The sequence below is a fragment of the Streptomyces sp. NPDC048297 genome (genome assembly GCF_043201585.1).
Taxonomy (GTDB): Bacteria; Actinomycetota; Actinomycetes; order Streptomycetales; family Streptomycetaceae; genus Streptomyces.
This window is the reverse complement of sequence record NZ_JBICZA010000002.1, coordinates 24,645-46,338: the sequence shown is the minus strand read 5'-3', so window position 1 is coordinate 46,338 and position 21,694 is coordinate 24,645. Positions and strand designations below refer to the sequence as shown.

Here is a 21,694-nt window from a genome sequence, read left to right as displayed (position 1 = left end):
ACCTGTGAACAGGGCCAGGGCCTGCGCTGTTCGGGTGACGAGTTTGTTAGATTGCGCAACTACGCAATCGAGGTGGGGTTCCGGCTCCGCCCGTCGGCACATCGTCGCGCACGCCCGGTCGCTCCTCCGTCGGCCCCGCATGCCGCGCTCGAGCGTCATGGGAGTGGGACATGAGCGACCCGTGGGACGGCCCGAGCGGCCAGGCCACGCGCAGCCGCACCGCCCAGGTGCCCGGACAGCGTACGGCCGAGCCCGGCGGACGCCCGCCGGGCGGACGTGCCGCGGCCCGAGCGGCCTCCCGTGCGCGCGGCTCGCGGTCCGGCCGCCGGGCCCGCCCTGGCCGCGGCAGGACCGGCGGCCGTGCGCTGCGGATCATCGGCCTGTGCCTGGCGGTCCTGGTGCTCGGCACGGCCGGCGTCGGCTGGTGGTTCTACGAGCACCTGAACGGCAACATCAACAGCGTCGCGCTCGACGGCAAGGGCGGCCAGGAGAAGGCCGACGCGTTCGGCCGCACCCCGATCAACATCCTGGTGATGGGTTCCGACGGCCGGACCAGCAAGACGGACTGCAAGCTCGGCGGCGGCTGTTCGAAGACCGGGGTGCAGACCGGCAGCAACGCGGACGTGGAGATGGTCGTGCACATATCCGCCGACCGCTCGAACGCCACCGTGATGAGCATCCCGCGCGACACCATGACCCGCGTCCCGGCCTGCAAGGACAGCGCGTCCGGCCAGTCCACGGCCGGCTACTACGGCCAGATCAACAGCGCGCTGCAGTACGGTCCGGCCTGCCAGGTCGCCACCGTCCACCAGCTCACCGGAATCCCCATCGACCACTTCGTGAAGCTCGACTTCTCCGGCGTGGTCAAGATGTCCGACGCCGTCGGCGGTGTCCCGGTGTGTGTCAGCGACGACGTCTACGACACCTACTCGCATCTCAAGCTGTCCAAGGGCACGCACACCCTCAAGGGCGTCGCGGCCCTGGAGTTCGTGCGCTCCCGGCACGGCTTCGGCGACGGCAGCGACCTGGGCCGCACCGTCTCCCAGCACATCTTCCTCAGCGCGATGATCCGCAAGTTCAAGAGCGCGGGCACCCTCACCGACCCCACGGCGGTCTACGACCTCGCCGACGCCTCCACCAAGGCACTGACCGTGGACGACGGCCTCGGCACGGTGAAGAAGCTGATCGGACTCGCCGACGACGTGAACAAGGTGCCCGCGAAGCGGATGACCTTCACGACGATGCAGACGGCCCCCGACCCGGGCAACAAGGACCGGGTGGTGGTGGGCCCCGGCGCGAGGAGCCTGTTCGCCACCATCGCCGACGACAAGTCGCTGACCACCGGGTCCGGCAAGAAGTCCGCGGCGGCCTCGGCGACGGCGAAGCCCGCCGCCCCGGCCGTGCCCGCCGCCGAGATCGCCGTGACCGTCGAGAACGGCACCGCCATCACCGGACGCGCCTCCGCCGTGGCGACCGCGCTCACGGACAAGGGGTTCAGCCCCGCCACGACCACGGCCAACGCGCCCGAGCCCGCCACCACGACCACCCTGACCTACGGCACGGGCGACAAGGGCGCGGCCCAGACGGCGGCCAAGGCCCTGGCCCTGTCCGCCTCGCATCTGAAGCAGGGCACCGGCACGGGCCTGACGCTGGTGATCGGCGGCGACTGGCCGGCCGGTACCACGTTCCAGGGCGGTGACTCGGCCTCGTCGGCTCCGGCCGACACCCAGGCCGCGGTCTCCAACGCCCACGCGCAGACCGCCGACCAGGCCAAGACGTGCGCCAAGGTCAGCCCGTACAAGACGGTCGAGGTGGGGGGTGTGCCCATGACACCGGCCCAGGCGTACGCGGCGGCGCGGAGCAGGCCGGACTCGGACGCCTGACGGTGAGCGGGCAGATCCCGGCTTGTACAGTTGCGCAAGGAAGCAATGAAAAGCGGTGAGGGCGGCAGGTGTCGCGCGTCCGGCGCGCACCGCCGTCCGGCATAGAAAGAGGTGGGCGGGATGCTCCGCAATGGACTGGAACCCTGGCACCTGCTGGTCGTGGCGATCGTGTTCCTCCTGCTGTTCGGCTCGAAGAAGCTGCCCGATGCCGCACGCGGGCTCGGCAAGTCGATGCGCATCCTCAAGAGCGAGGCCAAGGCCATGAAGGAGGACGGCGCCGAGGGGCCCTCCACCACGGGCGCCGGCGCGGCGGAGGGGGCGGCCATCGCCGAGCCCGCGCAGCGCGTCGCCCCGGCCGAGCCCGGCGAAGGCGGCGAGGCCGCGACGGCCCGAGCGACTGCCGGGAGCACCCCGGCCCACTGATCCCGCAGATCTGCCCGCCCGCTCGGGCAGGCGTACGGCCTCCGGTCGGCCTGCCCGGCGTGGCCGCGGTGACCAGCCGCGTCACCATGAAGATGCGCACTCCCGGCGCGACAGGCGGGTCCTGCGCGGTGCGGCACGTGGGTCCCGCCCGGTGCGGCAGGGGGCTCCGCGCGGTGTGGCCGGGGGCTCCGCGCGGTGCGGCAAGGGGCCCCGCGCGGTGCGGCGGCAAATGTGGCAAATGGGTACATTGGGACTTCGGGGAGCAGTTCCGAGCCTCACGCGACCACGCGAAGAGGGCCGAAGCGCCTTCGGAAAGGGTCACCATGCACCTCGACCTCAGCCCCGCCGTCCTCGCCGAGCTGCGCCGGTCCCGGCCCCATCCGGCGGTCTCCATCCTGATGCCCACGCACCGCCGGGAGCCGGACAACGCGCAGGACCCGGTCCGGCTGCGCAATCTGCTGGCTGAGGCGAAGGAGAGGGTCCAGTCCGATCCGGCGGTGTCCCGCGCCGACCGGATGGACCTGATGGAACAGCTCGACCGGGCCCTCGCGGAGGTCGACCTGGTGCACGCCGAGGACGGCCTGGCGATCCTCGCCGCGCCCGGCGAGCACCAGGTCTGGTCGTTCGGACGCACCGCCCCCGCCCGGGTCGTCCTGTCCGACACCTTCCTCACCCGCAACCTGGTCGCCGCCCAGGCCGCCGAGCGTCCCTGCTGGGTGCTCGCGGTCGCCGCCGACCGGGTGGTGCTGTGGGGCGGCAACGAGGAGCGGCTGACCGAGGAGACCGCGCACGGCTTCCCGCTGGTACGCGTCTACGACAAGCCCGACCCCGAACGGCTGGAGCAGATCGGCGACGTGCCCAGCACCTTCCGCGACGAGGAGACCAAGACCTTCCTGCGGCAGGCCGACATCGAGATCGGCAAGGTCCTCGCCGCCGACCCCCGCCCGCTGTACGTGGCCGGCGAGGCCGCCGCGCTCTCACTGCTGGACGCCATCGGCACCATCGCCAGGGAGGCCGCCGCGCAGATCCCGCACGGCGGCCTCGTCCAGGCCGATGCCGAGACCGTCCGCCGGGTGGTCCAGCCCGCCGTCCGCGCCCAGGCCGACCGTGAGATCGACGCGGCCCTCGCCCTCCTCGACCAGGCCCGCGGGCGCCAGGAGTTCGCCGCCGGCCTGGACGAGGTCTGGCAGGCCGCCGGGGACGGCCGGATCTCCCGGCTGGTGGTCGAGGAGCACTTCCGCACCACCGTCCGCGACGACGGCGACCACCTCGTTCCCGCCGGCGCCGACGAGCCCGGGGCGCGCGAGGACATCGTCGACGAGGTGATCGAACGCAGCCTCGACACCGGCGCCCAGGTCAGCTTCGTACCCGACGGCGCCCTCGCCGACGCCGGACGGGTCGCCGCCGTGCTGCGGTACTGAACTGCCTTCGCGCGGGCCCTGGTTCAGTGCGCGTGCCCGGAGTGCTCCTCCGGGGCCGGCGCGGAGGCGGCACCGGACGCCTGCTGGTGCGTGCCCGTCCGGCCCGCCCGGACGGTGAACGCCGCGGTGTGGACGGCGCCTTCGTGCTTGAAGTCCAGGAAGAGGCGGTAGGTGCCGGCGCTGGGTGCCGTCGCGGTGAACGTGATGTCCGGACCCGCCTCGGTCCTGCCGTCGCCGGGTGCGCCGGCCGGGTGGACGTGGAGGTAGGCCAGGTCGCCGGAGCGCAGCGCGACGAGGTGGCCGTAGGCGCCGAGGTAGGGCTGGAGGTCGCGGACCGGCCTGCCGTTCCGGGTCACGCTCAGCGTCAACTCGCCGGCCCGGTCGGGAGCCAGGCTGCCGCGGAGGCCGACCTCGTATCCGTCGACCTCGGTCGTCGCCGCGGGGACGGGGAGCCGGGCGGGCTCGTACATACCGGACGCGGTGAGGTCCGCGCCGAGGGTGAGGCCTTCGCCGCCGCGAGGTGTGAAGTCGGCGAAGACCCGGTAGGTGCCGGCCTTCGGAAGGTTCACGGGGGTGGACCAGGTGCCGTCGGCGGCGCGGGTCGGGTGCAGGTGGCGGAAGAGCGTCAAGTCGCGTGAGGCGATGATCAGATGCAGTTCCTTGGTGTGCTCCTGCTGGTAGTCGGTGAGGGCGCGCCCGGTCGAGTCCCGCACGACCCTGAACCGCAGATCGGTGGTCTTTCCGGGCTCGACGGCGGGCGTCTTCAGATCGAGGGTGTAGCCGCCCTCGGAGATCTGGAGGCCTCCGGGAGGAGCGGCTGACGCATGGCCCGTGCCTTCATGTGCCCCGTGGGCCTCCTGCGCTCCGTGGGCCCCGTGCGCGGCGCTCTCCGTCGTGGGGGAGACCCGGCCTATACCGCTGCCGACGCCGTAGGCGGTGCCGAAGGTGGCGGCGAGCGCGGCGGCGAAGACGGTGATCCGCAGTCCGGTGTTCATGGTCACTCCTCGTCTCAAGGGCCGTCCGAGGGCGGCTCGTTGTTCCACAACATACCCCTGGGGGGTACCAAGCTCAAGCGGGGATCTTCTTGCGATAGATACGGGAGGGGGGTATAGGCGGAATCTGCCGCTTGATACCCCCTGGAGGTATGGCAAAGGTCACCGGCCGATGAGTGCCCCCCCGAAGCGCGGCGGGCGGTTGCCGGGCGTGTGTGTGACGCCGCACCGGGTACCGGGAAAGCACCTGCTCACGGCCGGGGCGACGGCACCGACAACACCGGGCGACAGCATCGGCACCCGCACCAGGGCGACAGCACCCGACCGAGCCGGAGACCTCGCGGGAGGATTCGGAGACATCGCGGGAGGTTGCGATGGAACTCGTGGAGGAGCGCCCCTACCGCTTCCGTATCGAACGGCACGCGGACATGAGGGTCCCGGGCATCGTCTTCGCCTCCCGGGACCTGCTGAAGGGCGCCGAGCAGGCGCTCGACCAGGTGGTCGACGTGGCCACCCTGCCCGGCATCGTCGGGGCCTCGTACGCGATGCCCGACATCCACTGGGGCTACGGCTTCCCCATCGGCGGCGTCGCGGCGACCGACGTGCACGCGGGCGGCGTGGTCTCGCCGGGCGGGGTCGGCTTCGACATCTCGTGCGGCGTACGACTGCTGGCCGCCGACTGCGACCGTACGGAACTGCGGCCCGCCCTGCACGCGGTCATGGACGGGCTGGACCGGGCGATCCCGCGCGGAGCCGGCCCCGGCGGAGTCTGGCGGCTGACGGGCCCCGGACAACTGGAGCGGATCCTGGAGGGCGGCTCCCGCTACGCGGTGGAGCAGGGGCACGGCGAGGACCGCGACCTGGCCCGCTGCGAGGACGGCGGGGCGGTCGCCGACGCGGACGTGACCCGGGTCGGCCCGCGCGCACGCGAGCGCGGACTCGGACAGGTCGGCAGCCTCGGCTCCGCCAACCACTTCCTGGAGATCCAGCAGGTCGCAGAGGTGTACGACGAGCGGGCCGCTGCGGCGTTCGGGCTGTCCGGCGGCCAGGTCTGCGTGATGATCCACTGCGGCTCCCGGGGCCTCGGACACCAGATCTGCACCGATCACGTGCGGGAGATGGGCCGCGCGATGGCCCGCCACCGCATCCGTGTGCCGGACCGGCAGCTTGCCTGCGCCCCGGTGGAGTCACCCGAAGGACGCGCCTACCTCGGGGCCATGGCCGCAGCCGCCAACTACGGGCGCGCCAACCGGCAACTCCTCACCGACGCGGCACGCCGGGTCTTCGAGCGGGCCGCGGGCGTACGGCTGACCCTCGTGTACGACGTCTCCCACAACCTCGCCAAGATCGAGACGCACACCGTGGACGGGACACGCCGTCTGCTGTGCGTGCACCGCAAGGGCGCCACCCGTGCCTTCCCGCCCGGCCACCCGGACCTGCCCGACGACCTGAGCGAGGCGGGCCAGCCGGTGCTGATCCCCGGCACCATGGGCACCGCCTCCTACGTCCTGGCAGGCGTACCCGGCGGCGACGCCTTCGCCTCCGCCTGCCACGGCGCCGGCCGCACGATGAGCCGCCACGAGGCCATGCGCACCTTCACCGACCGGGAACTGCGCGCCAGGCTGGAGCACGCCGGTATCGCGGCCCGCCCGCTGTCCTGGCGGAGCCTGCCCGAGGAGGCGCCGGAGGCATACAAGGACGTCGACGCGGTCGTGGTGGCCGGCGAGGGCGCGGGGCTGTGCCGCAGGGTGGCCCGCCTGGTGCCGCTGGGTGTGGTGAAGGGGTGACGCCCTTCGGCGTGGTTCCGGCGTGGTTCCGGCGTGGTTCCAGCGTGGCTCCGGGGTGGTTCCAGCGTGGCTCCGGGGTGGTTTCGGCGTGGCCAGGAGGGTGACGGCGTCACACGTCGACCGTCACCGCGCAGGACCAGCCGTACGGATCGGGCCCCACCCGCAACCGGTGCCATGACACGCCCTTGGGAGGGGCGCCGGTGATCTCCACGGCGTCGAGGCCGGTGACCGCCAGCCGCACGCCCAGCCTGTCGTCGACGGCCTCCGCCTCGACGTCGACCGGCACCTGGCCGCGTACTTCCAGCCGGTAGACGACCTCGTCCAGCAGCGCTGTCAGCAGCTCCGCGTCGCTGCCCTCACGCAGTTCCATGCGCTCGACGGAGGTCGGATGGGCGCCGGAGACGTCCGCGAAGCACTCCACGAGGCCGAGCACCGCCTCCGCGAGACACCGCTCGCGACTGGGCCCCCACGCCTCGATCCGTATGTCGGCCGTGTGCGGCACCGCCCGGTGCCCGCCGGTGCCCTGCCGGCGCGCCAGCCTCTCGTCGCCCGTGTCACCGACCATGCCCTCCGTGTGCCCGTTCGCCCGAGCCGCACACCCCGCAGGCATCGACGGCGCCGGTGGGGGTACCCGGACAAAGCCGTCTCCTGGCAGCCCTGCGACTGGCAGCCCTGCGACTGACAGCCCCGCGACGAACCCCGGAATCCGAACCCTGGAACCACCGAGATGTCTCTTCGACTGCTGATCCTCGACCACCCCCGCCTCCGGTTGATCTTCGGGCACCCCGTCATCGCGATCGAGGTCGCGAGCCGCGGCGGTGCGTACCGTCACCGCACGACCGCGTACCGAAAGGCGCGGGAGTCGGCACAGCAGCCGGGAAGGCAGCCGGCACGGAAGTCGGCGCGGGAGCCGTCCGAGGGCCCTTCCGCGTCCGGTCGGCCGCCTGACGACCGAGGTGAAACCTGACATGTGGGTGAAACCTGACATGTGACGGTGCCCCGCCCATTGCGCCCGCCCGGCAGTTCGTTTCATGCTGCACCTATGTTTATAATCCCCTTATGCATAAGCGGGTTATGGACCTGGGTGCGGAGGTCTCGGCCTCCGGGAGGGAAGTACGCGTGAGCGCATCGCATGGCAAGGCCGCCAGCCCGTTCAGGCAACCGAAGGCGGTCTGGGCCGTCGCCTTCGCCTGTGTGATCTCGTTCATGGGCATCGGTCTGGTCGACCCGATCCTGCCCGCCCTGGCCGAGAGCCTGCACGCCACACCCAGCCAGGTCTCCCTGCTGTTCAGCAGCTACCTGATCGTGACCGCGGTGGCCATGCTGATCGTCGGCTGGTTCTCCAGCCGCTTCGGCGCCAAGCGCACCCTCGTCATCGGCCTGGCCGTCATCGTCGTCTTCGCCGCACTCGCCGGTGCCTCCGGCTCCATCGACGGCATCGTCGGCTTCCGGGCCGGCTGGGGTCTGGGCAACGCCCTGTTCATCGCCACCTCCCTGGCCGTCATCGTCGCTTCCGCCAGCGGCGGTTTCGGCGGCGCGATCATCCTCTACGAGACCGCGCTCGGCCTCGGCATAGCCGTCGGACCCCTGCTGGGCGGCGAGTTGGGTGCCATCAGCTGGCGCGGCCCGTTCTTCGGCGTCGCCGTCCTCATGGCCGTCGCCCTGGTGGCCACCCTCGCCTTCGTGCCCAACCTGCCGAAGCCCGCGCGCCCCACGTCACCGCTCGCCCCGCTCAGGGCACTTCGGCACCGGGGCCTGCTGACCATGGGCATCATGGCCCTGCTGTACAACTGGGGCTTCTTCACGATGCTCGGCTACGCGCCGTACCCGATGGAACTGGACGCCCACCAACTCGGCCTGGTCTTCACCGGATGGGGCCTGCTCGTGGCCGCCTTCAGCGTCTTCTTCGCCCCGCGCCTTCAGGCCCGCTACGGCACCGCCCCCGTCCTGTACGCCAACCTCGTGGGCCTGGGCGTCGTGATGGCCGTCATCGCCGCCAATGTCGCGGATCCCACGGTCGTGATCGTCGCGGTCATCGTCAGCGGCGCCTTCATCGGCATCAACAACACGCTCACCACCCAGGCCGTCATGCTCGTCTCCCCGGTCGAGCGCCCGGTGGCCTCCTCCGCGTACGGCTTCCTGCGCTTCATCGGCGGTGGCCTGGCCCCCTACGTCGTCGGCAAGCTCGCCGACGCCACCGACCTCAGCGTCCCCTTCTACCTCGGCGCCGCCACCTTCCTCCTCGCCGTCCCCGTGCTCGCCAGCGGCCACAGCCTGCTTCGCCAGGCCGAACAGCACACCGGCGAGGGCGAGCCGGTGGCGCCGGCCCTCATCCCCGTGGGCAACGCCGCGAAGGGCGGCACGCCCGCGGTGGTCGTCGCCGTGGGCGCGCACGAGCGCGCCGGTGCCATCGTCGACGCGGCGGCACGGCTCGCCCGGGAGACCGGCAGCCCGCTGGAGGTGGTGCACGTCCAGCAGACGGCCGTCGTCGAGGAACAGGCCGTCGACACCGAGGACTTCGACGCCGCCCGGGCCGCCGTCACCGCGCATCTCGACCGGCTCGCCGCCCACGGCATCGCCGCCACCGGCCAGATCCTCACCAGCGTCGGCGACCACGCCGCCGCCGGCCGCGCGGTCGCCCGGCACGCCGCCGACGTCCGCGCGCGTGTCGTCGCCGTGGGCCGCTCCCCGCGCGGCCCCCTCGCCCAGTTCGCCGACGGCAGCTTCACCTCCGCCCTCACCCACACCGCCGGCTGCAGCGTCGTACTCGTCGACCCGGACGACGCCCCCCGGCACCTGACGGCGGACAGCCTGAAGGAACTGCGCACCACCTCGTAGGCCGGGATCCCCGCGCCCCGCTAGGCTTCTCGATCATGGAGAAGCCAGGAGGGGTGGGCATGGCGGGGGATTCGGTCGACCTGATCCGTCTGGAGGGGGATGGCAACAGCGTCGTCCTCAGGATCACGGGCAAGGAGCAGCAGATGAGGGCCGGGGCCTATGCCCTGGCCGGGGAGTTCGTGGTCGATACGCCCTTCGTCCGTGGCACCCTCGCGACCTGGCTCGTCCCCGAGGACCTGCGGCGGTGGCAGCAGGCCCTGGACTCGCTCGACGCGGGACAGGACATCACCTGGCGCGAGGGAGGACGCGCCCCATGGCTGTTCATCGAACTCGACGAGGACGACGACCGGTGCCAGGTCACGATCGAGGACCACTCCATGTCCCTCACGACCGTGACGGTCACCGTCTCCCTGGCCGACGCCTGGTTCGACGACGCGTACCGGCGCCTCGACCTGGTCTGGGACACCTGGCCCCTGAGCGAGGACGAGGACTGAACGGGCACTGCCCGGAGCGCGCCTGCCCGAAGCGCGCCTGTCCGCAACGCACTTGAGGCCGCCTCGGGATCGGCGATCGTTGATGTTGATACTGATGTTGATGTTGATGTTGATACGGTCCGGTCATGCATGAAGCACGGGGAACATCCGCGAGGGCGGTCACCGGCGCCGATGTGGAACGTGCCGTCCGGCTTGCCGTGTCGGCGCTGCGCCGGGCGGAGGGGGCGGACTGGAGCGTCAGGGCCGGCTCCCTGGAATGGGACTGCTGGGAGACGGTCGAGCACCTTGCCGACGACCTGTTCTCCTACGCCGTCCAACTCGGCCCGGCGAACCCGCCCACGAGCACCCATGTCCCGTTCGCCTGGAGCCGCAAGCGGCCGGGCGGCCCGGCGAACGCGGTCTTCGCGGACCGCGAGGCCGGCCCCGCGGGGCTGCTCCAGGTCCTGGACGCCAGCGGCGCCCTCCTGACCGCCATCGTCCGCACCGCGGCGCCCACGCTCAGGGCACACCACATCTTCGGTGCCTCCGATCCCGAAGGCTTCGCCGCGATGGGCGTCGTCGAGACCCTGGTGCACACCCATGACGTCGCCGAGGGGCTGGGCATCGACTGGTCGCCGCCCGCCGACCTGTGCGACCGCGTGCTGACCCGCCTCTTCCCCCACGCCCCGACCGACACCGAGCGCTGGCCGACCCTCCTGTGGGCCACCGGCCGCACCGACCTGCCCGGCCGGCCCCGCCTCAACACCTGGCGCTGGTACGGCGCCCCGCGGGCCGACGGGGCGGACAGGGCCGACGACGCACCGTAGGAGCCCGGCTGTCACACAGAAGGGGCGGACCTGTGTGGTGTCCACGGGTGTCGGTCGACAGTAAGGCGGCCGGGTGATGGGTGCCGACGCCTGTGCAGCCACGGGCCCCGGTCCGGACGGCGAGCGGGCCGCGAAGGAGCCCGGATGGCTGCCGGACGACTTGCACGTGTCGGCCGGGGCGTGGACGGTGAGGGCCGGATCGTCCTGTGGAGCCCGACGCGAAACGGCTGTTCGGTTACGACGCCTCCGCAGCCCTGGGGGAGTCGGCTGCCTGGCTCCTTGTCGCGGCCGAGGACGGGGCGGACACTGCCGGGCCGTTCGGAACCGCACAGGTAGGCAGGGCCGGCCGGGCCCGCGCCGATGTCCTCCGGGCACGGTGCAAGAACGGCACGACGCGGGCGGTGGAGTTCCGCACCCGCTGCCTGAACGACACCGAGGGCGAGGTGCTCGGCCTGACCCTCGCCGCTGACGCGGACGACGTCGGCAGGGCCGAGGGCGACTTGGCCCTGTCCGACCTGCCGATCGACCGGTCACCGGTCGGCCTCGCCGTGTTCGACACCGACCCGCGCTGGACCAGCGCACCGTCGGCCGTACCCCCGTCGACCCCGAGCACGACCACGTCTGGTCGGAGTCCGAGATCACGTCCACACTCAGCGAGTCCTTCGCCACCCGCGTGTACGCCGTGTGTGATCCCCGGTGCGGCACATGCGCCTTCTCCAGCGCCGGGCATCTGCCTCCCGTGCTGGTACAGGCAGACTGCCTGGCGACGCTCATCGGCGTGCCGACCGCGGCGCCGGTTGGTGTGGGAGGAGTCCCGTTCGAGGAACTGGAGATGCAGCTGCCCGAGGGCGCCTTGCTGGCCCGCTACGCCGACGGGCTGGTCGCGACGCGCAAGGATTCCATCGACGTCGGAATCCACGCCCTGTGCCTGGCCCTGGAAGGGCTGCCCGGGCCCCCGAGGAGACCTGTGACATGGTTCTCGACAAGCTCTACTGCTCCTCAGGGGACGACATCGCCCCGCTTCTGGCCCGCCTCGGCCGGGCAGGAGGTACGGCCTGGCCGAGGCGGGCCCGGCCGGGCCAGGAGCAGGGCGGGCGCCGCTTCGTGCGGGTCCGCGCGAGCGCCGACGGCGTCGCGCGGACCTCTGCCTCGGCGGGCGAGCCCGGGGTCAGGCGGTGGCGCCGCCGTTACCCGCGGCCTTGCGGCGGCGCACCACGAAGACCGCACCGGCGCCCGCGGCCACCGCGACACCGCCGGTCAGGGCGATGAGGGGGAGCGCCGAGCTGGAACCGGTCTGGGCGAGGTGGCCCTGCGGGTCGATCTCGGTGTTGCCGGAAGGCTGCCTCGGCAGCGGCTTCTTGCCGCCCTGCGGCTTGGCGTCACCGGGGTCGCCGGGGGCGGAGCCCGCCTTCAGGATGTCGAACTCGTAGTAGCTGTCGCCGCCGGAGTAGACGCACTGGCCCTGGTCGTCGGTGTACATGCCGATGCTGATGGCGTAACCGAGGCCGGCCGGCGCGGTCTTGTCCACGGACAGGCGCAGGCCGATGGTGAGGGACTCGTGGGCCCGGAGGTCGGTGTAGCCGAGGTAGCCGGCGCCCTCGTCGTTCTCGTCGAGGGAGATGTCGACCCACTTGCCGGAGGCGGGGTCCTGGTACTGCAGGGTGAGGTGGCTGGTGTCGATGAAGTAGTCGCTCTCGTCCACCTGAGCGGCGAACACACCGAAGTCGACACGCTGGTACGCACGGTCGCCGGAGTTGTCCACGTTCAGCTTGAAGTTGTGGAATCCGCTGCCCGCCACGATCTTCGAGGGCAGCCCGGACAGGTCGGTGGTCAGGTCCTCGTCGACAGAGGGCTCATCGGAGTCGCATTCGAGCGGGGGCGTCGACTCGGAGGGAGACGCCGAGGGGGTGGTGGACTCCGAAGCCGAAGCCGAAGCCGACGGCGGCGTCGACGGGTTCGAGGGGGCGGACTCGGAAGCGGCAGGGGAGCTCTCGCCCGCGGCCGGGGAGGACTCGCCGGCCGCGGGGGACGACTCGCCGGCGGCCGGGCTGGACTCCTGGCCGGAGGGCGCGGACTCGCTCTCGGCGGGAGCAGACACGCTGGCAGAGGGCGAGGCGCTGGGGTCGTCGTCCGCGAAGGCGGTCGGCGCGGCCAGCAGGACGGCCGGGGTGATGGCGGCCGTCGCGGCGGCGACTGCCAGGGAACGGCGAAGCTTCATGCGAACCTCGTCAACAGGAGTGGGCGAAATCTTTACGTAGATTCGACCAGCCATATGAGAAAAGGGTTGTCCGGAAAGATCACTTAGCTTGTGTGACCTAGGTCACATTGGTGAGGTGATTGTTTCGATTGCCCCTGTGTGCGCTGTGGCGGATCGTCATATGTCCCTGAATGCACTCGGGATGTCGGCGCCAGGAGTCCCAGCAGGGCGCGGTCGTGCGGCCGGCGGAGGGGTGAGTGGGGCGGAGGGGCGAGTGGGGAGGAAGCGCGGCCTGGGCGCCCTGCCACGTGTGGGCGCCCAGGCCGACCTCGCGAACAGGGAGCCCGTCACGTGGACGTGCGAGCCGGCCCTGCACGACGGCGCCCGCTCGACTCCCCCCGGAGTGCAGGCGCCCTGACCCCGACCGGGGTCACTTCCTACAGCGCCGACCGTGATCGCGGTGTCACGGGTGTCGGGGGATGCTCACGAGGTCGACACCCGTGTGGAGGTCATCGTTCGCCTACTCCACATCGCCATCGCAAATTCTTCATTTGCGGACCTGCGAACCACCCACGTGGCGCCGCATCACCTCGTCCAGCTCGCCCCCCATGTCGATCTCGCGGGCCACGTCGACCAGGGCTCCGGCCAGGATCGACTCCGGGGTGCGGTCGGCCAGCACCAGCCCGACGTGGACGGACCGCTCCGGCCGGGGCAGCGTCAGCAGCCGGGTGCCCTCGGGGACGCCGTAGCTGTGCAGCCAGGCGTGCGGGATGACGCTGGACAACCCCATGGAGGTGATGTGCGCGTAGATCGCCGAGACGGTGTCGGTCTCGACCACGGGACTCGCCGCCGCGCCGGCCTCGGCGAAGTGCCCGTCGAGGATCCGGCGGTTCTGCATCACCGGCGTCAGCAGGCACAACGGCGCCGACGCGGCCTCGGACCAGCTGACCGAGTCATGGCCGGAGAACTCCCCGTCCAGCGGGGTCAGGAACAGGTACCGCTCGCGGTAGAGGGGCACCGTCCGTACCTTGCCCAGGGGCTCGCCGTCCACGTAGGTCAGGCCGACGTCGATGTCGAACTCGTTCAGCCGGGACACGATCTCCCGCGACGACATCGACTCCAGCGAGAACCGCATCTCCGGCTGGCGGCCGTGCAGCGGGGTGGTCAGCAGGGACGCGACCGGCAGCGCCGTGGGCACCGCGCCGATGCGCAGCACCCCGGACAGCCCGCCCCGCATGCTCGACAGCGAGTGACGCAGCGCGTCCTGCTCGGCGAGCATCCGGTGGGCCCAGTGCAGCACCTGCTTGCCCTCCGGCGTGAACCCCTCGAACCGCTGCCCGCGCAGCACGATCCGCACCCCGAGTTCCGTCTCGAGCTTGCGGATGCCCGCCGACAGCGCGGGCTGGGACACATGGCACGCCTCGGCTGCGCGACCGAAGTGGCCCTCGCGCGACAAGGCACTCAGGTACTCCAATTGACGCAACAGCATGCGCCATGAATACCCCGAATCGAAGCCGCAGGTAAAGCCGCGCGCCGACAGAACCCCCAGGTAGGGGCCCGACGCCGCCCCCTCGGCCTCAGCTGACGCCTGTGCCGCAGTCCGTGCGGATCGGGGCGCTCGCGGCCGGGGAGTCATCGGCCGCGATACCCTCGGCCTCCACCGCGACCGCGAGCCGGTAGTTGTACGTGCCGACCCGCCCGGCCGGGCAGGGCACCGACACCTTCCCGTGGGACTGGCGCCGCCCGGACGTCCAGGTGGTGAGGCGGCGCTCGCTGTACGGCCGCCAGCCCGACCAGCTGTCCCGCTCGATCCCGTAGTGCTGGCGAATCCGCGGCGGGTGGCCCGAGCAGCGTGTGCGGAAGCCGGCGGAGTGGATCCTCGCGCGTGGCTTCGCACCGCCGAGCACGATCTCACCGTCCTGGGCGATGGACGAGACCGTGGTGGCGCACCACCAGCCGCGCACCTTGACGATCCTGGTGTTGTCGCACTCGGTCTGGCTGCCCGGAGCGCGGTAGTCGGTGCGCCGTACGGCACGGGAGTCCTTGGGTGCCGCGTCGACGTCGCCGATCGTCATGCGCAGCGACCCCCCCCCCGGGCAGTTCCTCCGCCCGCCATGCGATCTTCGTCTGGATCGGCTCGACGGAGGGGCTTGGCTCGACGGAGGGGCTCGGACTGGCGGAGGGGCTGCTCGGACCGGCGCCGGCGCCGGTGCTCGCGCTGTGGCCGGCGCAGGGCGAGGCCACCTCCACGGGACCGGCAGAACGCCCGGTCGCCGTCCCGGACCGGCAGCCGGCGAGGGCCAGCAGCGCGGCCACGGCTATGACGGACAGGACGGGTCGCTTCATGGAGGGTTCCCTTGTGTGAATCCAGGCCGGTGGGCGGCGACAATCTAGTACGCGCGAGCCGCGATGTCGTCAGGCGGACCTGTCACGGGGGCGGTGCATGACACCGGCAGGGGCACCGCACGGCAGAGGCGTCGCCGCATGAGAGAGGCGTCGCCACAGAACAAAGGCGTCGCACATGACAAAGGCAAGGAGGGAACCCACTCCTTGCCACTCTCAACTTATAGCGCACAGGGGGCCTTGCCACAAGGCCCCGTCGATGCCGCAGAATCGCCCGCCGAAGCCCGAACTGCGGAAGTGGGATGTTTGATGATCGACGTGATCGTTGCCGGTGGCGGACCGACGGGCCTGATGCTGGCCGCCGAGCTGCGGCTGCACGACGTGCACGTGGTCGTGCTGGAGAAGCTGACCGGACCGACCCAGGAGTCCCGCGGACGCGGCCTGCACGCGCGCAGCGTCGAGATGATGGATCAGCGGGGCCTGCTGGACAGGTTCCTCGCGGTCAGTGAGAAGTTCCAGGCCGGTGGCCTCTTCGGCGGCATCGTCAAGCCCTGGCCGGAGCGGCTGGACACGGCGCACCCCTTCGGCCTCAGCACCCTGCAGCCGCAGACCGAGCGGCTGCTGAACGAGCGTGCCGTCGAACTCGGCACCGAGATCCGGCGCGGCTGCGAAGTGGTCGGGCTGAGTCAGGACGAGGACGGCGTGAGCGTCGAACTCGCGGACGGCACACAGCTGCGCTCGCGCTACCTCGTCGGCTGCGACGGAGGCCGCAGCACCGTGCGCAAGGCGCTCGGCGTCCAGTTCCTCGGCGAGCCCGCCACGGTCGAGACACTGCTGGGCGACATGGAGGTGACCGAGGACCGGGCGACGATCGACGCCGTCGTCGCGGAAGTGCGCAAGACCCAGCTGCGGTTCGGTGTCATCCCCAACGGAGGCGGGGTGTTCCGCCTCGTCGTACCCGCGGACGGCGTGTCCGACGACCGGGCGGTCGCACCGACCCTCGAAGAGTTCAAGCAGCGGCTTCGGGCCGTCGCGGGCACCGACTTCGGGGTGCACTCACCGCGCTGGCTGTCCCGGTTCGGAGACGCCACCCGGCAGGCCGAGCACTACCGGGTCGGCCGGGTGCTGCTGGCCGGCGACGCGGCGCACATCCACCCGCCGACCGGCGGGCAGGGGCTCAACCTCGGCATCCAGGACGCGTTCAACCTCGGCTGGAAGCTGGCCGCGGCGGTCGACGGCTGGGCGCCCGAGGGGTTGTTGGACAGCTACCACACCGAACGCCACCCGGTCGGCGCCGCCGTGATCGACAACACCCGCGCGCAGATCACGCTGCTGGGCACCGATCGGGGCGCGGTCGCGCTGCGGGAGCTGTTCACGAAGCTGATGGACTTCGAGGAGGTGAACCGGTACGTCACCGGGATGATCACGGCGGTCGGGGTCCGGTACGACGTCGGCGAGGGCCACGAACTTCTCGGCCGACGGCTGCGGGACGTGCAGCTGAAGCGCGGGCGCCTGTACGACCTGATGCACGGCGGACGCGGCCTGCTCCTCGACCAGACCGGCCGGCTCTCGGTGGAGGGCTGGGCGGACCGGGTCGACCACGTCGTCGACGTCAGCGAGGAACTGGACGTGCCCGCGGTGCTGCTGCGGCCGGACGGCCATGTGGTGTGGGTCGGCGAGGATCAGCGGGAGTTGCTGAGCCGACTGCCGCAGTGGTTCGGCGCTTCCGCCGTGTGAGCGCGCGGGGGCCTGTGCGAGTGCGCGGAGTCTGATTGAGCGCGCGGGGGCCTGTGCGAGTGCGCGGAGTCTGATGGAGTGCGCGGGGCCTGATGGAGTGCGCTGGGGCTGACCGAATGCGCGGGGGCCTGACCGGGGGAGCGGGCGGCCCGGCCGGCTCGTGGCCGGTGGCCGCCGCGGTCAACCGCGCCTGTCGGGAACGGGGAGGGAGTCGAGCCAGCGCAGCAGGCGGGCCCCTTCCCGGCTCATGATGTCCGGGTCGCGCAGGGCGTTGGCCATGAGCGACATGCCCTGGTAGGCGGAGACCAGGGTGAGGGCCAGATCGTCCGGGTCGGACAGGCCCAGCTCGCGGAACTGGCTCCCGGCCCAGTCGAGCAGCCGCCGTATCACCGCGCCGGCCTCCGCGTCGAGGGTTCCGTCGGCGCGCTTGTCGAGTTCGACGGCGAGGGTGCCGGTGGGGCAGCCGTGCCGGGCGGTGACGTCGCGCAGGCCGACCCACCCCTCGATCAGCGCTCTGAGACGGTCGCGCGGGTCGGCCAACTCGTCCAGCCGGTCGGTGAGTTCGTCCAGGTGCGCGCTGTGCTCGGACAGTGCGGCCCGGACCAGTTCGTCCTTGGTCTTGAAGTAGTAGTAGACGTTCCCGACCGGGACATCGGCCTCGCGTGCGATGTCGGCGAGGGTGGTGCGCTCGACCCCCTGCTCGTGCAGGACCCGCGCCGCCGCCGCGGTGAGCTTCCGGCGCTTCAGCGATGCCCGCGCCTGACGATTCACTGAGTTGGTCACCCAACTCACTATAGACAACTCGCGGTGACTCCCTGTACATTCTAAGTCAGGCAACTAACTCACTTCGGGGGGATCATCGTGATCACAGTGACGGGTGCGACCGGCGACATCGGGCGGACGTTGGTGGAACTGCTTGCCGAGGCGGGGGAGGAGGTCGTGGCCGTGTCGCGGCGGCCTCGGCCCGCACAATCCGCGGCCGGTGTTCGGTGGGTCCAGGCCGATGTCGGCGACGCCAAGAGCCTGCGACCGGCTCTCGAAGGCGCCCGTGCCCTGTTCCTGCTGCTGGGCGGTGAACTCGACAGTCGGGGAGAGAGCCCGGACGCCCTGCTGGCCGAGGCGGCGAGGGCTGGGATCGAGCGGATCGTCCTGCTCTCCTCGCAAGCCAGTGCCACCCGCCCGGAGTCGCCCTCGCACGCCCGGCTGCGGGAGTTCGAGGCGGCAGTGCGCGCGTCCGGGCGGAACGTCACCATCCTGAGGCCCGGCGGCTTCGCCTCCAACGCTTTCGCCTGGGCCGAGACGGTCCGCACCGAGCGCGCGGTCGTCGCCCCGTTCGGTGATGTGGCGCTGCCCGTCGTCGACCCGGCGGACATCGCCGCGGTCGCCGCGGCCGTGCTGCGCGAGGACGGACACGCGGGCCGCGTGTACGAGCTGACCGGCCCCGAAGCGATCAGTCCGCGCCGGCAGGCCGAGGTCATATCCGAGGCTCTGGGTGAGGAGGTGACCTTCGTGGAGCTGTCGCGCGAGGACGCGCATGCCCACATGGCCCGGTTCATGCCGAAGGAGGTCATCGACGGAACCCTGGACGTGCTCGGCCTCCCGCTGCCCGCCGAGCAGGGAATCAGCCCCGACGTGGAGGCCGTCCTGCACCGCCCGGCCGTGCCCTTCGGTGCGTGGGTCGCGCGCAACCTGCCGGCGTTCCGGTGACGCGGTCGCCAGAGCGCTCGTGAAGGTCGCCGGAGCAGTCACGAAGGTCGCCGGAGCGCTCGCGAAAGTTGCCGGAGTAATCGTGAAGGAGGTGCCGTTCCGGCGCGGCGTCGTTCCGATCGGTCGGCCCGGGGGTACGCCCGACCGGTCGGCCCGGGATCGCGCCCGGCCAGTCGTTACGCCGGTCGAGGGACCGGCCACGCCGCCCCACGGAAGCAGTGACATCAGGGGTATAAGGGGCGTATCGGTGCTCGCGTTCCCTTGGAGGGGCTCCTCGTGGCCGTTGTGACCATCGTCGGTGCCGGAGTGATCGGAGTGTCCTGGGCGCGCCTCTTCGGCGCGGCCGGCTGGGAGGTGCGCGTGAGCGATCCTCGCCCTGACCTGAGGGACATCGTGGACCGGCAGCTCGCCGGCCTCTCCGTGACCTCGACGAGTGACCTGGCCGCTGCCGCCTCCGGCGCGGACTTCGTACAGGAGGCCGGGCCGGAACGCGTGTCCGTCAAGGAGAAGATGTTCGCCACGCTCGCCGCGAACACGCGCGACGACGTGGTGCTCGCGTCCTCCTCGTCCTCGCTGCTGCCGTCCGTCATCGCCCAGGGCAATCCGGCGGCCGACCGGATCGTCATCGGCCACCCGTTCAACCCGCCGGAGTTGATGCCGTTGGTGGAGGTGGTCCCCGGGCCGCAGACGTCGGCGCGGACGGTCGACAGGGCGACCGAGGTCTACCGTGCGCTGGGCAAGACGCCGATCCGGCTCAAGAAGGAGATCCCCGGTTTCGTCGGCAACCGGCTCCAGAAGGTTGTCGACGACCAGGCCACCTACCTCGTGCAGCAGGGCGTCATCGACGTGAAGGACCTCGACGACCTGGTCCGGGCCTCGCTCGGCCTGCGGTGGGCCACGATCGGCCCCTTCGAGAGCGGCGTCCTCGGCGGCGGCCCCGAGGGCATGCGGCACCTCGTCGAGCATGTCGCCTCGCAGATGACCTTCGAGATCGGCGAGCCGGACGCGGCCGGGATGAACGACGTCCTCGACAAGGTCGAGCAGACCTACGGCACCGGCGAGGCCGCCTACGAACGCCTGGCCGGCCTCCGTGACGAGCGGACCCGGGCCGTGCTCAAGCCGCTGGGCTGGCCCGAGCCGCCGGAGGCGGACGGCCCGCGCGACTGAGCGGCGGCGGACCGTCCCGTCAGCCGCAGGAGGTCACCGACCGGGAAGCCGCTCGGTGACCTCCTGGACCACCCAGCCGTTTCCGTCCGGATCGCTGAACGAGACGTACGACCCGTAACTGCCTCGTTCGGGATGCGGACCGGCCACACGGGCGTCGGTGCCCGCGTGGTGGAACACTCCGCCCGCGTCGTGGAAGACCTCGTTCACCTCGGCGCCGTTGCGGACCAGTTCCTCCCGCGCCGCCTCGATGTCCGTCACCACGAGGTGCAGGCCCTCGGCGGAGCCCGGCGCGGACGCGGAGACACGGTCGCCGAAGATGACCGAGCATTCGGAACCCGGAGGCGTCAGTTGCACCACACGCAGGCCGTCGGTGCCGCTGAAGTCGGCGTCGAGCCGCCATCCCAGCCCTTTGTAGAAGTCCTTCGACCGATCCACGTCGGCGACCGGGATCACGACGACTTCGAGTTGCATGTCCACCATGGAGCCCTCCTGGTGAAGGGGGTGTTGGCGTACCGCAGCGGCGTTGTCGCGCAAACCCCGTCAGATGGGGTGGACACAAGACCGCGCATGTTCGACCACGTCTCAGGCGGCTCTCGCACCGGGTCGGCGGAGACGGCGCGCCGGTCGGACCACTCCACGATACGGCGTCGCCGCGCCGGTGCCACTCCGGCCGCCGGAGCGGCGGGCCCCCGGAGCGGCACGGGACTGGATCGATGTGCGGGTCCGCCGCGATGGGCGTCCCCCGCTGGAACGAAGTCGAGAGGGGGGAGCGACCAGCCGCGACGGACTCGCAGATGACGTACCGGCTTTCCGGTGACGATGTACCGGTTTTCCGGTGGAGCGGTCAGGCGCCGATTTCGCGTTCGAGGACGCGGCGGGCCGCTTCCGCCTCCGCTGCCGGCGGGGACAGCTCGTCGAGGGTGTCGAGCTGGTCGTCCGATTCCAGTTCGCGTTCCCACGCCGCCGCGAGCAGTACCTGCTCCTCACGCGGCCTGGCACCGATGGTTTCCCGGTGCTCCGGGTCCAGGGCCGCCAGGAATCGTGTGACCGGGTCGGTGGCCATGCAATGCTCCTTGTCGCCGGGGAGGGGATCGCGGTGCCCCAGAACGGTCAACCCGTTTCGTCCCGGCTGCCCGACACGATCCGGGGCCACCCTGATGGCTCCGCCGCGGCCGGACCCGGAGTCTCATGCGCCCGGGGCACGCCCGCCGCCAACCATACGCTGAACTGCCGCTGGAGGACGGGCGGAGAGCCCTGGTCCCGGACGGCGTGCGAGTCCTTCGGACAGTTCCGGCCCGACCCGATCGCCCGTGAGGCTCCCCGGATTCGGGCCGGATTCGGGCCGGATTCGGGCACATGGCGTTCGGCGATGTCACAGTGCGGTGCGCCGTCTCGTCATCGGTGTGCAATCACGGGCGAGGGCAGAGGGGTTGACCATATGTCGACAGTGCGGGAAGCGGACAACCTGGCGCCGCTGCGCCGCTTCCACGACGCCGTGAACACCGGCGACGCGGAGATCATCGCCAGGACCGTCGACGAGGTGATGGAACCCGACGTGCTCTTCCACGCGCCGGTACCGATGGAGGCGACGGGCGCACAGGCGCTCAAGCAGGTGTGGGAGGTGCTCCTGCGCGCGTTCCCCGACGTGCACGTGGCTCTTGAGGACGCGATCGCCGAGGGGGACAAGGTCGCTTCCAGGAACACGGTCACCGGTACTCATCTGGGCGAGTACCGGGGCATGGCGCCCACCGGCAGGTCGGTCACCTACAGCGAGATGTTCGTCTTCCGTTTCGCGGACGGCCGGGTCGCCGAGATCTGGGGGGTCGTGGACGTCCTCTCGCAGATGCGGCAGCTCGGCATGCTTCCCTGAGGCACTGCTGGCCGGACGCGTCGCTCGCC

Annotated in this window: 19 protein-coding genes and 1 pseudogene; 12 read left to right on the top strand and 8 right to left on the bottom strand. The window is 71.6% G+C overall.

Annotated elements, in window-relative coordinates:
• Positions 1–170: 170 nt before the first annotated feature.
• The 3 genes from ACGFYV_RS02270 (at position 171) to ACGFYV_RS02260 (ending at position 3,727) form a co-directional block, all read left to right on the top strand.
• Positions 171–1,883 carry an LCP family protein gene (locus ACGFYV_RS02270; RefSeq protein WP_393876432.1) on the top strand — a complete coding sequence of 571 codons (1,713 nt, stop codon included), beginning with the start codon at positions 171–173 and terminating at the stop codon, positions 1,881–1,883.
• A 120-nt stretch (positions 1,884–2,003) separates the two neighbouring features.
• Positions 2,004–2,306, top strand: coding sequence for a Sec-independent protein translocase subunit TatA (tatA, locus tag ACGFYV_RS02265; RefSeq protein ID WP_393876431.1), 303 nt, complete (start codon positions 2,004–2,006; stop codon positions 2,304–2,306).
• A gap of 323 nt (positions 2,307–2,629) precedes the next feature.
• A complete protein-coding gene (locus ACGFYV_RS02260) occupies positions 2,630–3,727 on the top strand; it encodes a chemotaxis protein (protein ID WP_393876430.1) in 1,098 nt (365 codons plus the stop codon).
• 23 nt (positions 3,728–3,750) lie between these two features.
• Here the strand turns inward: ACGFYV_RS02260 and ACGFYV_RS02255 are convergent, their stop codons facing one another.
• Positions 3,751–4,722 (bottom strand): hypothetical protein, encoded by a 972-nt coding sequence (locus tag ACGFYV_RS02255; RefSeq protein WP_393876429.1) that lies wholly within the window; start codon positions 4,720–4,722, stop codon positions 3,751–3,753.
• A 371-nt stretch (positions 4,723–5,093) separates the two neighbouring features.
• Here ACGFYV_RS02255 and ACGFYV_RS02250 point away from each other — a divergent pair, with 371 nt between their 5' ends.
• Positions 5,094–6,506, top strand: a complete 1,413-nt coding sequence (locus ACGFYV_RS02250) for an RtcB family protein (RefSeq protein ID WP_393876428.1) — start codon at positions 5,094–5,096, stop codon at positions 6,504–6,506.
• Between the two features lie 109 nt (positions 6,507–6,615).
• Here the strand turns inward: ACGFYV_RS02250 and ACGFYV_RS02245 are convergent, their stop codons facing one another.
• Complete coding sequence (locus ACGFYV_RS02245) at positions 6,616–7,071, bottom strand: archease (RefSeq protein WP_393876427.1); 456 nt, start codon at positions 7,069–7,071, stop codon at positions 6,616–6,618.
• A gap of 554 nt (positions 7,072–7,625) precedes the next feature.
• On the opposite strand from ACGFYV_RS02245, the gene ACGFYV_RS02240 reads away from it, so the two are divergent.
• From ACGFYV_RS02240 to ACGFYV_RS02225, 4 genes and pseudogenes are all read left to right on the top strand, one after another.
• Positions 7,626–9,344, top strand: coding sequence for an MFS transporter (locus tag ACGFYV_RS02240; protein WP_393876426.1), 1,719 nt, complete (start codon positions 7,626–7,628; stop codon positions 9,342–9,344).
• A gap of 35 nt (positions 9,345–9,379) precedes the next feature.
• On the top strand, positions 9,380–9,838 hold the full coding sequence (locus ACGFYV_RS02235; protein WP_393876425.1) for a DUF5959 family protein: 459 nt from the start codon (positions 9,380–9,382) through the stop codon (positions 9,836–9,838).
• 125 nt (positions 9,839–9,963) lie between these two features.
• Positions 9,964–10,644 (top strand): hypothetical protein, encoded by a 681-nt coding sequence (locus ACGFYV_RS02230; RefSeq protein WP_393876424.1) that lies wholly within the window; start codon positions 9,964–9,966, stop codon positions 10,642–10,644.
• 673 nt (positions 10,645–11,317) lie between these two features.
• Positions 11,318–11,500, top strand: a pseudogene (locus ACGFYV_RS02225) (SpoIIE family protein phosphatase); the annotation flags it as partial.
• A 312-nt stretch (positions 11,501–11,812) separates the two neighbouring features.
• On the opposite strand, the gene ACGFYV_RS02220 reads toward ACGFYV_RS02225, so the two are convergent.
• From ACGFYV_RS02220 to ACGFYV_RS02210, 3 genes are all read right to left on the bottom strand, one after another.
• Positions 11,813–12,862, bottom strand: coding sequence for an LAETG motif-containing sortase-dependent surface protein (locus ACGFYV_RS02220; protein WP_393876423.1), 1,050 nt, complete (start codon positions 12,860–12,862; stop codon positions 11,813–11,815).
• Positions 12,863–13,388: 526 nt separating this feature from the next.
• Positions 13,389–14,330 carry a LysR substrate-binding domain-containing protein gene (locus tag ACGFYV_RS02215; RefSeq protein ID WP_393876422.1) on the bottom strand — a complete coding sequence of 314 codons (942 nt, stop codon included), beginning with the start codon at positions 14,328–14,330 and terminating at the stop codon, positions 13,389–13,391.
• Between the two features lie 88 nt (positions 14,331–14,418).
• Positions 14,419–14,916, bottom strand: coding sequence for a hypothetical protein (locus ACGFYV_RS02210; RefSeq protein WP_393876421.1), 498 nt, complete (start codon positions 14,914–14,916; stop codon positions 14,419–14,421).
• A 577-nt stretch (positions 14,917–15,493) separates the two neighbouring features.
• Between ACGFYV_RS02210 and rox the strand changes: the two genes are divergently transcribed.
• On the top strand, positions 15,494–16,921 hold the full coding sequence (gene rox / locus ACGFYV_RS02205) for a rifampin monooxygenase (protein WP_393876420.1): 1,428 nt from the start codon (positions 15,494–15,496) through the stop codon (positions 16,919–16,921).
• 180 nt (positions 16,922–17,101) lie between these two features.
• Here rox and ACGFYV_RS02200 read toward each other — a convergent pair whose 3' ends face one another.
• Entirely contained in the window at positions 17,102–17,692 is a 591-nt protein-coding gene (locus ACGFYV_RS02200; protein ID WP_393876728.1) for a TetR/AcrR family transcriptional regulator, read from the bottom strand.
• A gap of 90 nt (positions 17,693–17,782) precedes the next feature.
• Between ACGFYV_RS02200 and ACGFYV_RS02195 the strand changes: the two genes are divergently transcribed.
• Together ACGFYV_RS02195 and ACGFYV_RS02190 are read left to right on the top strand one after the other, a co-directional pair.
• Positions 17,783–18,628, top strand: a complete 846-nt coding sequence (locus ACGFYV_RS02195) for an SDR family oxidoreductase (RefSeq protein ID WP_393876419.1) — start codon at positions 17,783–17,785, stop codon at positions 18,626–18,628.
• Positions 18,629–18,904: 276 nt separating this feature from the next.
• Complete coding sequence (locus ACGFYV_RS02190) at positions 18,905–19,795, top strand: 3-hydroxyacyl-CoA dehydrogenase NAD-binding domain-containing protein (RefSeq protein WP_393876418.1); 891 nt, start codon at positions 18,905–18,907, stop codon at positions 19,793–19,795.
• Between the two features lie 33 nt (positions 19,796–19,828).
• Here the strand turns inward: ACGFYV_RS02190 and ACGFYV_RS02185 are convergent, their stop codons facing one another.
• Complete coding sequence (locus tag ACGFYV_RS02185; protein WP_393876727.1) at positions 19,829–20,272, bottom strand: VOC family protein; 444 nt, start codon at positions 20,270–20,272, stop codon at positions 19,829–19,831.
• Between the two features lie 367 nt (positions 20,273–20,639).
• Positions 20,640–20,858, bottom strand: a complete 219-nt coding sequence (locus tag ACGFYV_RS02180) for a hypothetical protein (protein WP_393876417.1) — start codon at positions 20,856–20,858, stop codon at positions 20,640–20,642.
• 375 nt (positions 20,859–21,233) lie between these two features.
• On the opposite strand from ACGFYV_RS02180, the gene ACGFYV_RS02175 reads away from it, so the two are divergent.
• The gene (locus tag ACGFYV_RS02175) at positions 21,234–21,665 is read left to right on the top strand and encodes an ester cyclase (protein WP_393876416.1); all 432 of its coding nucleotides are present in this window, start codon (positions 21,234–21,236) and stop codon (positions 21,663–21,665) included.
• Positions 21,666–21,694: the final 29 nt, after the last annotated feature.